Genomic DNA, 11216 nt, shown 5'->3' on the forward strand with positions numbered 1-11216 from the left:
GTTACCTTCCTTCACCATCGGCGACCACACGAATGTGCGCACGCCGTAACAGCGTCTTGCCTAGGAGCGAAGCGATGTCAACGATATCGACAGTCCCCTCATCCAATCCGAGGCGAGACACCTTCGCCAAATAATCCTCAACCAGCCCGCGAACCTCATGATCGCGACCCGACAGCTCCATCAGCGCCACCAAGACCAGATTGAGCACACCCGAATCTCGCGACTTCGAATTCGTCGCATCACGCAATGCAGCCACGAACATGCCCCTCTTGCTGCCGAACGCTCCGTACAAACTGCCCCGAAGCAGGCCTGTGGCTCTGACAAGTGCACCAATCGAAGCGCCCTCATACCCATGTATAAGGAAGACCTGGCGAGCATGAGCAAGGACCTCACCATCATCGAAGCTTCTATTACGACCCATGCTCAAAACGATACTATTAATTGACTGAATGGTCAAGAATAATAAGCGGTCGTCACCTTGCCCTGCACTATAAGGGCTCCCAGCATGGCTCACTGCAGTGCAGAGAATGTAACTGTGGGCGTGTCTGGCCTTTACCTAGAGTGCGCTCTAGGTCGTATCCTCTACCTGTGATGAAGCAATCAAAGCATTCCAGTATTCCCAGCCAGAGCGAGCTAGCGGCCAAGGCGAAACTTCTCGACGTACCTGCTACTCAGGTGATTCCCGACAAGTCCATCAGCGAAGTGCAAACGCTCACCAATCTGAGCATCGACACCCTTCGCTACTACGAAAAAATCGGCTTGATAGATTCCATAGCGCGCGATGCCAGCGGGCACAGGCTCTACAGCGACTTGGATGTGGAACGAATCAGATTCGTGCGCCGACTGCGCGCAACCGGCATGCCCGTATCGCGCATCACCCAGTACGTACAGCTGCGCGCCCAAGGGCCAGACACGGCGGACAGTCGTCTGCACATGTTGCTTGACCATCGTGAAAAGCTGCTTCGCATGCAGCAGGAACTGGCTGACAGCCTGAACCTGTTGGACAGCAAGATTCTCTATTATCGCCATCTCGTCGGGCACAAGGACACGGATCGTGGAACAACGAAACAATAGAAAAGGACTCGGAAGTTCCTGGATAGCGGCATGGTGTTTCACCATCATCATGGCATCGGTGACGGTGACCACGCCATTGTGGCAATACTACGAAAAACGATATGGCTTTGGGTCCACAGGAGTCAGCGTGGCATTCGGCGCCATGGCAGTCGGAGTGTTCATGGCGCTGCCACTGCTTGGCGGACTTTCCGATTCATGGGGAAGATTCCGCGTGATGAGCGTTGCCATCGTCATCGACCTCATGGCAACGGCAATACTCCTCATCCCGGGAATTGCACCACTACTGCTGGCTCGAGTTTTGCAAGGCTGTGCCGTAGCGCTCACGGTGTCATCGGCACCACCGGCAATCAGCGAAGGCTTGTCATATGACGGACGATCTCGTCCAGAGTTGACCGCTTCGATCTCGACCGTGGCCAACCTTGGCGGCCTCGGCTTCGGAAGCCTTCTGTCGGCCATCGTGGTCGCCGCTGTCGGCAACCCTTTCATCGCCCCATTCCTTGCATTCGCAATACTGCTTTGCGCATCGCTGATACCTTGCGCACGCATTGCCGCGAGCGAAGGAAACCGGCGCAGTTTCCATGTGAGATTGCCAAAGGTTCCTGACGGAGGTCTGCGATCATACCTCGGTGCCGGACTCTGCGGATTGGTCTCCTTCGCCGCTTTTTCGGTATACGCATCGCTGGGTCCCGGAATTCTCGCGGACACATTCGCCATGCGCTCGACATTTGCAGGTCCCATACTCTACTGCTCGGTTATGGCATGCAGCGCCGTAGGGCAGCTCGTTCTCATGCGCTTGCAGACAGCACGAAGGCGCATGACAGGAATGGGACTTTTCGTTGTTGGGTTTGCGCTGCTCTTCCTCGCGCTCTGTGAACACATGCTTATCGTTTTCATCATCGCCAGTCTGCTGCTCGGCCTAGGCTCGGGGCTTATCCTGGCTGAAGCCTCTCGCGTGGTAACCGCGCACTCTCACCGTGAAACCGCTGCCGCATCGCAGGCCGGTTTCTTTATGATGGGGTATGTTGGGATGATCATCCCAATCATCGTCCTCGCCTCACTGATAGGCGCGGTCGGAACCACCACCGCGTTTGCAATCACTGGCACTGTACTCTCTCTGCTCGCCGCCGCAGGCATGGCCGCAACCTCATGATTGCGCTTGTTACTGATTCTTTTTGGCCACAATGGAAAAGGTCAGAGGAATGCGGGGATATTGGTCAGGCATACGCCATCCGCCGTCATTCTCGTCTGCAGTCAACATTGGAAGGGATTGCCAATCCGCGACTTCATATTCTCCGATGTTTTCAATCGTCAGTCCGGCGTGGATTAGTGATTCTGTGATCTCGTGAAAATCATGCGCCCAGTTATGATTCCGTGTGTGCTCAATCTTCCCGGCCGAACCTTCGGTGTACGAGGAGTTGGAATCATATGAGGATTCGGTCCCACTGAAATAATCCTGCACAACGTTCAACCCCGAATTATCAAGCGCGAACAACAGTGGATGATCATCTCTGATCATGAAAACACCGCCCGGAACAAGAAGATTCGCTATGGACTGCGCCCACTCTGTCAAATCGGGCAGCCAGGTGATAGTTCCGACACTGGTAACGACCACATCGAAACGATGCTCAACCGGTGTCAATGCCTGATCGGAATGACGCGCATCACCCTGCACAAATCTCACTGGAACCTGGGCACGTTGAGCTATAGATCTTGCATAGGCCAATGCGACATCCGAAAAATCAAGTCCGCACACGCCTCTGGCTCCAAGTCGATACCAGCTCACCGTATCGAGTCCGATATGGCACTGCAAATGCAGAAGCCGCCGATTTTCTATGCCCTGCGAGCCGAGAAAAGGAGCAAGAACCGCATAGTCTCGTCTGACAACTGACGTTATTTCCTCAGTATTATTAATGAAGGAATCAATGTCACCGTATCCGCCATGCATATGAACGCTGGCTCTATCATTCCAGTTCTCAAGATTCTGATGCACGTCATCAGCATCGGACATATCTGTATGCACCATATGTAATTCCTTCATGCTCCCTTATACACAATGCACAAAAGCGTATTTCCATCCCCATACAAGCAAAGATACCCATGACTCAATCTCTACATTCGTTCACATCAGGCAGAGGTGTAGGTCATGCGGCAATGAGAGTGCGGTGTCAGACGAGCTTGCGGCGCAGGTACTCGCTGCGGCTGATGTGGAATCTCTCAGCGTCCCGCGTGATCCTGTCAAGGGTGGATTTGGGCAGGCGGAAGCTCACCGTGGCCATCTCCTCCTCGCTCTGCGCGAGGTGCAGACCGTAGTAGACCTTGTCAGTCAGCCTGTCGTCCACGGTCTCGGACTCGACCTGACCGGCGTCTTTCTCGACCTGCTCGCTGCTCATGCCGAATTTTCTCAGCAGCTCCACGTCGTGCTGGCTCATGCTCATCGTTGCCTCCTGATTCGTGCGATCTCCCTCATGAACTTCCTGGTGGGAGAGGTGAATGCGTGATAGATCAGCACCTCGCCGCCAGTATTGTGATAAGTATGTGGTACAAGCGTATTACATAAAAAGAGACTGCATTTGTATGCATCCCAACCACCAGCAACAGCAGCGAGCAGCAGCGAAGCATCAGATGGCAAGAAAAGCCAAGGTAAACGAACAGCGTAGAAGGAAACAACATACAATTACCATTGGTTGTTCAGTCAAGGAGGACATGATGAATGAGTTGGACAAGTGTATGGCAGGTGAGATTTACGATGCTCACGAACAGGTTTTTCTGAAATACAAAACAGACGCGCGACGGTTACTTGACGCTTATTCCCAGCTACCGTATGAGGCAAAGGCCGAGAAAACAAGAATACTGCATGAACTGCTCGGTTCAGTGGGCGATAACGTCACCATCGGCATGAGGTTCACCTGTGACTATGGGCGAAATATCCATCTGGGGTCCAATATTTCGGTCAATATGAATTGCACTTTTGTTGATTGCAACACGATCACCATTGGTTCTGACACCTTAATCGCATCCAATGTTCAACTCTATACGGCAACGCATCCAGCGGAGTTGGCTGAACGGCTGGTTGACGACTGGCACGCGGACAGCGGCCATTACCGCTGGAATACGTATGCGCGTCCAATCGAGATTGGTCGTGGCTGCTGGTTGGGTGGAGGCGTGATCGTGCTCCCGGGCGTGAAAATCGGTGACGGAACGGTAATTGGTGCCGGTGCAGTGGTAACGAAAGACATACCAGCAAACAGTATCGCTGTTGGCAACCCTGCACATGTGATTCGTACCATCAATCAGTAGCATCACTGGCAAAGCAATATACCAGCGAAAGGCCGCCAACGGTCTGGTGGAATTGCCTACCCTTGTACCTCTCATGAGCTGGTATCGTGTGAGGAGCTTCCAATCTCAAATCGCTTCATCATCCAGCTAGACCAGATTTTTTCCTATGAGAAATCCGCAGGATGTCTGCCACCGAGGTGTCACCGTTCCACCCAGGCCAACAATGCTGGATCCCATTCGAGTGGTGTCGCGGTGTCGCGTGCGTACAGGTTTTCTAACAGTCCTTGTATCAGGGTGTGTGCTTGCTCTATGGTCATGTCGTCCACTTTGGTTGTCTGTGCGGTTTGATGGAATTGTGCAGGCTTCCAAGATTTAGGTATTGCGAATTCGATAGGGTACGGCAGTTGACGTCGGACGCTTTCGCTTCTCAGTGATTCTTCGAGTGTACCGGCTTCGAAGCGTTGTGTGACGACGATGATCGCGAGGTCGACCAGATCCTTGATACGGCTGGATTCCCTCCCGTTGATCTTCTGCACCACGGCACACACCTTATCGGCGAACTGACAGGTGACCGGGTACAGGCGGTATGGATAAGTGGTCAGCCTGTCGATTGGCAGGCGGTTGACGGGTGTCAGCACATCGGCCCTGGGCATGGTTCCCTGATGAGCGACGAGGTCCACGTGTATCGGATTGAGGAGCTTGACACCAAGACGAGTGTTGAAAACCACCCGCCACCCATCCTGATACGGCTGATTGTCCGCTTGAAGGATCGGCGTCGCGGAAACGAATTCAAAGACGAAATGGTCGTGCAGGTCGATATCTGCCAGGCGTTTGAGTTCTTCGAGAGATTCTCGTGCATCGTATCCATTGCTGAACAGGTCCGCATCGAGGGTGCGTCGGGTCGAGGGGATGCGGGCGAGCATGGCACTACCTCCTTTGAGTACCCAGGTGCTCTCCTCCCCCTCGCTGAAGACCCTGCTGAGGAACCGGTCATAGTGAGCCTGTCTAATGAGGTCGCCTACCAGCCGTTTCGGATGGCGTGCATGCTCGGCTTTCGCGGCGCTTTTGATGGCCGCCTCGACCGCGATACCAGACGAGTAGGCGTAGGTGTCGTCGGTCATGATGTTGTCCTTTCTTCTGGGATTTACGATTCTTTGGGATCAGCATCGTCTGAAGTGTCGGCGGGGAAAGTACCGCTGATGCCGGGATTCTCCTTGTCTGATTGCATGCGTTCAACGAACAGTTGCGCGAATTCATGGATCTTCATCAGGGCATTCGCGATAGCCTCAGCGTTACTGTTTGAGAACGAATCATACGTGAAATTCGTAAGGGACTCGAAGCGGTCACTTAGCACTTGGGCTGCATTCCGGAGCGTTTCACTGATGCGGTCATCCACCGGTCCCATCAGCTGCGCAACCATCGACTTCCCGTCCTCGGGGGCGAAACCTTGACGTTTCGCCAGCGGTGCCAGTCGTCTGGCGAGCTTATCCCTGTCCAAATCCCCGGATCGGTGCACAAACTCTTTCAGCAGCATGTTCTGAATCAAGGAAAGGTCTGTTCCTATTTCCACCAGATCGGCCACAGTCTGTTCGAATATCGTCACCGGCAGACCATTGACTATTCGCACGGACTCGCTGGGATAGCGTCGTGTGCGCAGCTTGAGATCTGCTCTTTGTGTCTGTCGTCGCCGCGGCGTGGAGAACCGGTAGGGTTCGGGAACGAAATCACCAACCCCGAGCATCCATGCTGCGCTTTCAAGACAGACGATGGCCTCGTCAGGCACGTCACGCAGACGTGCCTCAGCGGTGCGTTTCGGATCGATGGACAGCCAGGCGGCATGCACGCCCTCGAAAGCGTCAGTCGGCACCCCCGCATCCTTGTATATACCGTGAGCCAAACGCTCGAAGATACCTGACCGTTCCATGCGTGACAGATCGAGTCTCGTCACACCAAGCATCTCGGCTTGCGAGGTCGTCACCATACCCCACTGGCCTGATGTGAGTGTGGCAAGCTTTGCGACTTTATTCATACTTGTATTGTATCTTTATCTGATACAATACAAGTACAAAGCATTCACGGACGAACTGCCATCATCGACCACAGCAACAGCGTTGCATTTGAAAATAGACAACAGCTCTACCCTTGCATCGCTCATGGGCTGGTATCGTGTGAGGTGAAGATAAAAACACAGTTCGGTACGGTAGTCCGGACGCGGTTTCCCGTCAGTATCCAGCCTCCTCGGCCGTCCAATCTTCTCGAATCATAGAGGAGGTTGTAGTATGCCTGAAAACGGGCGTAAGTTTTCAAAAGCTCAATCAACAGTATATTTTGACGGCTCGTTCTGGGTCTGTGTGTGCGAGCGCGAGAACGACGGGAAAATTCAGGTTTGTAGGATAGTGTTTGGCAGTGAACCAAAGGACTATGAGGTTCTTGATTATTTGCAGAAGCATTATTATTCGTTGGAGTTTAGTACTCCGATAAGTGTTTCCGACAGAAGCAGGAAAAGCTCTCGCAATGTGAATCCTAAGCGTCTGGAAAGAATGGCCGCTCGATCGATGCGACAACGTGGAATCAGCACAAAGGCACAGTTGGCGCTTTCTGCTGCAAGGGATGAGCACAAGAAGAACGACAAGATTCAGAACCGTCTGAGAAGAGTCGAAGCGGATAATCATCGACGCATGCTCAAGATTCAGAAAAGAAAACTCAAGCATCGCGGACACTGAAAAGGGTTCTAGAAACGGGCGATTGCAGTTCCACCGTTCAACTACTGTCGAAACGGCATCCAAAACATGACCATCACCCGAGCGACTGGACTCAATCACTTCGCGCTCAAGCTGCGGAACGCGGTCTGCAACTGCCATGCAATGCCATGCCATACTATGGCCATGCAATCACGCCACATCATGCGGTTTGCAAGCGACGATTATGCTTCTGCATGTCTCTAGCAATCAACTCTCGCATGTATTCGGACTGGTTGCCTTGGCTCTTGACATACTCAGCCATGTATGCCGGTGCCTTGAAGTGCAGCACCTCGCTCTTCTCCCTACCCCGTTCGGCAAGGCTCGGACGTCCAAGCAGCATATTCGCTGCATCCTGAGCAGTCGTGGCGCCCGTCCATTCCATCAGATCCTTGTCTGCCTGCGCCTGCGCCTCGGCCCCCGTAGTCTCCTCAGCTTGGGAATCATCCCAACGCCATACCTCGTCCTTGTGTGCCATCTCAGTGTCCTTTCGCCCGGTCTTCGTCATGTCTGCGCTCAATCCCTGTCCCAGAACTCAATCCTTGTCCCAAAAGTTGCCCTGCTCCGCATTGACATGGAATACGATCACTCGACCATCGGCCGCATGCTTCATCATCACCTCAATGCTCGGAACCAGTGGGTCGCCGTGATGTCTGCCAGTGAACTTGATATAGGTCTCACCGTCATGCTGCATCACACGTCTACGGATAATGTGCTGATAGGCGTATGTCACATCGTCCAGCTCGAACCCGTGTCTGGAGGCCGATGTGGCGAACACTATCATGGAAGCGGGCATGCCATAAATAGTATCACAAAAAGATGCTACCATTTATTGACCGAGTGATTACAAGATTCCTCTGAGAACTCATGCATGCGGACACCGCTTCAGACCAGTTGAATCAAGCACAGCAGCCCAACTCACAGCTCCGCGTCTTCCTCGTTGGCCAATTCCTCGGTTTTGGGTGTAGCTGGGGCTCCTGGCAACCAGAATGAGAGCACGAGGGCAAAGACCGTGAATCCGGTCGTCCACCAGAATGACGTTTGGAAGGCTCCGGAAGCCTGAGATGCCTGCGTGATGTTGCCTGCTGCAGATTCGAGGATGACGACAAGCACTGCGGCACCGAAGGAACCACCGACCTGCTGGCCGATTCTGCTGAACAGGCTGGCATCAGGCACTTCCTTGGGAGCAAGCCCCTGATATGCCACGGCCATCAACGGCAGAGTAACCGCTCCCAGCCCGATTCCTCGCACAAACAGGACGAAACCGATCCATATATAACTCGTGTTGGCATCAGCAAAGGCAAATGGCACAGTACCGAGGGTGAGAATCGCAAAACCGACCACCGTCACCCAGCGTGCACCGATTGAATCCGTGAGATTGCCTGCTATGGAACGGCTGGCGAAGGTGCCCAGCCCTTGGGGAATGAGCATAAGACCGGCCTGCAAGGGAGTCAGCCCACGCAAGGTTTGAAAGTACAACGGCAGCAGAAGCATGGCACCATACAGCGCAAATCCAGAAAGGAAGAGCAGCGATGATGCCGAGGCAAGCGGCCAGTGCTTGAGCAGTCGAATATCCACCAGAGCCTTTTCCCGACGAATCAATGCCCACCAGACAAAAGCCACCAGCAGTATCGCACCTCCGACGAGCGGAACCAGCACGTTTGCGGCACCAAAACCGCCAGCGGAACTCGCATTGCTGAGTCCGTAGAGCACACCGACCAGACCCGCCGCCATAAGGATGAAGCCTGGAATATCCAGCGGCGCGTTGTGCGTAGGACCATCTTTCGGCAAGGCGACAATCGCCAGAATGATACCCACCACGCAAAATGGCACATTCACCCAAAAGAGCCATGGCCATGCCAAATGGTCAAGAATGAGACCGCCCAGAACCGGTCCGAGAATTGGTCCCAAAATTGCGGGCATACTCACCACGGACATGATTTTCCCTATGTTGCGCCCATGTGCCGCCTGCATGACGAGCGTCAGCATCAACGGCATGAGTATGCCGCCGCCCACTCCCTGCAGACCGCGGAACACTATCAGCGCAGCGGCATTCCAAGACAACGAGGACAAGATCGAGGCGATCATGAAAATCACCAGACCCGTGATCCACAGACGTTTGCCACCAAATCTGCGTTGAGCCCAGCCGTCAAGAGGTATCGTTACACCGAGCATCAGCAAATATGCCGTGCTCACCCACTGGATAGTGCTCACCGGTGCGTTGAGTGCCACTGCCAAGGGCTTGATTGCCACCGAAATAATCGTAGTGCCAAACAAGACGGCAAGCCCGCCGATCAGCGTGGCCCAGACCGTGCTCCACACTCCGGGTTGCATAGACGACCCAGATACGCCTGACGACCCTGCTGCGCTTGTAGCCTTGTGCGCTGTGTTCGTATCGTCTGTGTCCGTGTCGTCTGAAACGGCTTGTTCTGCCATATTTTCTACCCCCATAAGAGTCATTGTGTATCTAACATGCGGAAGCCTATCACGCTACAATAGGAAACACAATGACTCCTAAAAATAATCATGGTGAAGGTGAACATCGCCGCCGTGGAACCGCCCTGGAACATTCGCTCCTCGACGCGGCGTGGCAGGTGCTGCTTGACGTGGGATATGACAATCTGACCTTCGACGCCGTGGCCCAGGCAGCTTCAACAAGCCGGGCAGTGCTGTATCGACGTTGGCCAGCCAAACCCGATCTGGCGCGAGCAGCCGTAATTCACGCTCTCAAAGGCACGCGGTTGCCCTGCCCCAACACCGGCAATCTCCGTGACGACCTCATTGGTGCATTGACGCAAATCAACGAGAAACGCATCCGCATCGGCATTGAACTCGAATCGAGACTCCTGAACTATTTCGGAGAAACCGCATTCAGCAACACCGCATCCCGCGACGCTCACAACCAGCAGAGTTCGCATATCAACACCATCCTGAACCGAGCCGTGGAGCGCGGAGACATCAATCCACAGCTTCTGACACCACGGGTGCGCGAACTACCGATTCAACTGTTTCGCGATGAAGTTCTCAGAACGCGCCGCCCAGTCCCGCACGAAGCCATCGAATCCATGATTGACGACATCGTCCTGCCCGTGCTGACACGACCGGCTCACTGAGCAGCAGCTTTTCGACAGAGCGGCACTCGGCTTCGACAGGTCAGTCCACATTGATGGTGGCGTAGTGTTGGGCCGCTTCAGCCACCCGATGATTGTAGTCAACAGAGGGATTGTAGGCGCTGATAGCACTGATCCAGTTCTTGGATTGAGTCAGATTTCCTCCGGTCTTGCACAAATACAAGCCTGCCGCGAGCGCAGCGTCGTCAATCTGGTTGATGTCCTGTTTGCCGTCACGGTTGCCATCTTGTGCGGCGCTCTTCCATGTTGCAGGAATGAACTGCATCGGCCCTACCGCGCGATCCCAGGTGGTGTCGCCGTCAATCTCGCCACGATCCGTATCCGGGGTACGGTTGTTTCCGTTGCCATCGAGGGCCACACCGATGATTGATGGAGCGACCGTCCCGTCTGCATGCAGTGTGGCGTTATTGGTGCTGCCATGTTCGGTTTCTACCTGACCGATGGCAGCGAGGGTGTTCCATCCCAGTCCGCATGAGGGATGGGTGCGAGACACGGCGATTGACGCTCCTGCATAGGCTTGCAGCGCGCGTTCGGGAATGCCGGACGATTTGGCGATTTTCGTCACCCATTCCTTGTCTGCAAGTTTCGCAATGGGTATGTTCTCTTGCTCACCGCCGTTGGCAGTCACATTGGCAGTACCGGATGCCGAGGGTGCTGCGCTGGTTGGCGCTGTTGTTGTAGCTTCCGTGTCCGTAGCTAGCGTGGCGCTGCTGCTTGCATGCCCTGCAGCGCTTGCCTGACTCTCGTCATTTTCTGGTGCATAAGTTGCGGCGAACAATGCTGCAAGAAGTGCGGCAATCCCCAATAATCCGAGCACACTCATGGTCGTTGGCCACGCTAGCCGCCGCCAGGGTATGGCAGCAGAAGTGTGGCGCGCGTTGTCCGGAGTGTACTCCGAGGCATTGGTTTCAGGTGTCGAAGGGAATAATGGAAAAGGATTCTGTGGATCAGTCATGGTCAGACCTTCTGGAAATACGATGTGAACGATGTGTGGAAC

General features: G+C 54.3%; 14 protein-coding genes. 5 read left to right on the top strand and 9 right to left on the bottom strand.

Annotation, left to right across the window (positions count from 1 at the left end):
- Window position 1 precedes the first annotated feature (1 nt).
- A complete protein-coding gene (locus QN215_RS09690) occupies window positions 2–421 on the bottom strand; it encodes a helix-turn-helix domain-containing protein (RefSeq protein WP_369344080.1) in 420 nt (139 codons plus the stop codon).
- A gap of 170 nt (window positions 422–591) precedes the next feature.
- Here QN215_RS09690 and QN215_RS09695 point away from each other — a divergent pair, with 170 nt between their 5' ends.
- Window positions 592–1074, top strand: a complete 483-nt coding sequence (locus QN215_RS09695; protein ID WP_369344081.1) for a MerR family transcriptional regulator — start codon at window positions 592–594, stop codon at window positions 1072–1074.
- Entirely contained in the window at window positions 1055–2224 is a 1170-nt protein-coding gene (locus QN215_RS09700) for an MFS transporter (RefSeq protein ID WP_369344082.1), read from the top strand. Before QN215_RS09695 ends, QN215_RS09700 begins: the two co-directional genes overlap by 20 nt.
- Before the next feature lie 9 nt (window positions 2225–2233).
- On the opposite strand, the gene QN215_RS09705 is transcribed toward QN215_RS09700, so the two are convergent.
- Both QN215_RS09705 and QN215_RS09710 read right to left on the bottom strand, forming a co-directional pair.
- Window positions 2234–3097: a class I SAM-dependent methyltransferase gene (locus QN215_RS09705; RefSeq protein ID WP_369344083.1), complete on the bottom strand. Its 864-nt coding sequence runs from the start codon at window positions 3095–3097 to the stop codon at window positions 2234–2236.
- A gap of 142 nt (window positions 3098–3239) precedes the next feature.
- Window positions 3240–3509 carry a CopG family transcriptional regulator gene (locus tag QN215_RS09710; RefSeq protein WP_369344084.1) on the bottom strand — a complete coding sequence of 90 codons (270 nt, stop codon included), beginning with the start codon at window positions 3507–3509 and terminating at the stop codon, window positions 3240–3242.
- A 55-nt stretch (window positions 3510–3564) separates the two neighbouring features.
- Between QN215_RS09710 and QN215_RS09715 the strand changes: the two genes are divergently transcribed.
- A complete protein-coding gene (locus tag QN215_RS09715) occupies window positions 3565–4371 on the top strand; it encodes a sugar O-acetyltransferase (RefSeq protein ID WP_369344085.1) in 807 nt (268 codons plus the stop codon).
- A 179-nt stretch (window positions 4372–4550) separates the two neighbouring features.
- Here the strand turns inward: QN215_RS09715 and QN215_RS09720 are convergent, their stop codons facing one another.
- The gene (locus QN215_RS09720; protein WP_369344086.1) at window positions 4551–5471 is read right to left on the bottom strand and encodes a nucleotidyl transferase AbiEii/AbiGii toxin family protein; all 921 of its coding nucleotides are present in this window, start codon (window positions 5469–5471) and stop codon (window positions 4551–4553) included.
- A gap of 23 nt (window positions 5472–5494) precedes the next feature.
- A complete protein-coding gene (locus QN215_RS09725) occupies window positions 5495–6379 on the bottom strand; it encodes a type IV toxin-antitoxin system AbiEi family antitoxin domain-containing protein (RefSeq protein ID WP_369344087.1) in 885 nt (294 codons plus the stop codon).
- 250 nt (window positions 6380–6629) lie between these two features.
- On the opposite strand from QN215_RS09725, the gene QN215_RS09730 reads away from it, so the two are divergent.
- The gene (locus QN215_RS09730; protein ID WP_369344088.1) at window positions 6630–7073 is read left to right on the top strand and encodes a YjdF family protein; all 444 of its coding nucleotides are present in this window, start codon (window positions 6630–6632) and stop codon (window positions 7071–7073) included.
- Between the two features lie 178 nt (window positions 7074–7251).
- Here QN215_RS09730 and QN215_RS09735 read toward each other — a convergent pair whose 3' ends face one another.
- From QN215_RS09735 to QN215_RS09745, 3 genes are all read right to left on the bottom strand, one after another.
- Window positions 7252–7596 carry a hypothetical protein gene (locus tag QN215_RS09735; RefSeq protein ID WP_369344089.1) on the bottom strand — a complete coding sequence of 115 codons (345 nt, stop codon included), beginning with the start codon at window positions 7594–7596 and terminating at the stop codon, window positions 7252–7254.
- Window positions 7597–7623: 27 nt separating this feature from the next.
- Window positions 7624–7884: a hypothetical protein gene (locus tag QN215_RS09740; RefSeq protein WP_369344090.1), complete on the bottom strand. Its 261-nt coding sequence runs from the start codon at window positions 7882–7884 to the stop codon at window positions 7624–7626.
- A gap of 122 nt (window positions 7885–8006) precedes the next feature.
- On the bottom strand, window positions 8007–9524 hold the full coding sequence (locus QN215_RS09745; RefSeq protein WP_369344091.1) for an MDR family MFS transporter: 1518 nt from the start codon (window positions 9522–9524) through the stop codon (window positions 8007–8009).
- A gap of 71 nt (window positions 9525–9595) precedes the next feature.
- Here QN215_RS09745 and QN215_RS09750 point away from each other — a divergent pair, with 71 nt between their 5' ends.
- Window positions 9596–10201 (top strand): TetR/AcrR family transcriptional regulator, encoded by a 606-nt coding sequence (locus QN215_RS09750; RefSeq protein WP_369344092.1) that lies wholly within the window; start codon window positions 9596–9598, stop codon window positions 10199–10201.
- Between the two features lie 40 nt (window positions 10202–10241).
- Here the strand turns inward: QN215_RS09750 and QN215_RS09755 are convergent, their stop codons facing one another.
- Entirely contained in the window at window positions 10242–11174 is a 933-nt protein-coding gene (locus QN215_RS09755) for a lytic transglycosylase domain-containing protein (RefSeq protein WP_369344093.1), read from the bottom strand.
- Window positions 11175–11216: the final 42 nt, after the last annotated feature.

This window comes from Bifidobacterium sp. WK041_4_12, assembly GCF_041080795.1.
Classification (GTDB): domain Bacteria; phylum Actinomycetota; class Actinomycetes; order Actinomycetales; family Bifidobacteriaceae; genus Bombiscardovia; species Bombiscardovia aquikefiricola.

Bases quoted from the DNA above. Each gene is read 5' to 3' on its own strand.
- QN215_RS09725 (WP_369344087.1), bottom strand. From the start codon at position 6,379: ATGAATAAAGTCGCAAAGCTTGCCACACTCACATCAGGCCAGTGGGGT.
- QN215_RS09720 (WP_369344086.1), bottom strand. From the start codon at position 5,471: ATGACCGACGACACCTACGCCTACTCGTCTGGTATCGCGGTCGAGGCG.
- QN215_RS09755 (WP_369344093.1), bottom strand. From the start codon at position 11,174: ATGACTGATCCACAGAATCCTTTTCCATTATTCCCTTCGACACCTGAA.
- QN215_RS09745 (WP_369344091.1), bottom strand. From the start codon at position 9,524: ATGGCAGAACAAGCCGTTTCAGACGACACGGACACAGACGATACGAAC.
- QN215_RS09710 (WP_369344084.1), bottom strand. From the start codon at position 3,509: ATGAGCATGAGCCAGCACGACGTGGAGCTGCTGAGAAAATTCGGCATG.
- QN215_RS09740 (WP_369344090.1), bottom strand. From the start codon at position 7,884: ATGCCCGCTTCCATGATAGTGTTCGCCACATCGGCCTCCAGACACGGG.
- QN215_RS09695 (WP_369344081.1), top strand. From the start codon at position 592: ATGAAGCAATCAAAGCATTCCAGTATTCCCAGCCAGAGCGAGCTAGCG.
- QN215_RS09690 (WP_369344080.1), bottom strand. From the start codon at position 421: ATGGGTCGTAATAGAAGCTTCGATGATGGTGAGGTCCTTGCTCATGCT.
- QN215_RS09750 (WP_369344092.1), top strand. From the start codon at position 9,596: ATGACTCCTAAAAATAATCATGGTGAAGGTGAACATCGCCGCCGTGGA.
- QN215_RS09730 (WP_369344088.1), top strand. From the start codon at position 6,630: ATGCCTGAAAACGGGCGTAAGTTTTCAAAAGCTCAATCAACAGTATAT.
- QN215_RS09715 (WP_369344085.1), top strand. From the start codon at position 3,565: ATGCGTGATAGATCAGCACCTCGCCGCCAGTATTGTGATAAGTATGTG.
- QN215_RS09735 (WP_369344089.1), bottom strand. From the start codon at position 7,596: ATGACGAAGACCGGGCGAAAGGACACTGAGATGGCACACAAGGACGAG.
- QN215_RS09705 (WP_369344083.1), bottom strand. From the start codon at position 3,097: ATGGTGCATACAGATATGTCCGATGCTGATGACGTGCATCAGAATCTT.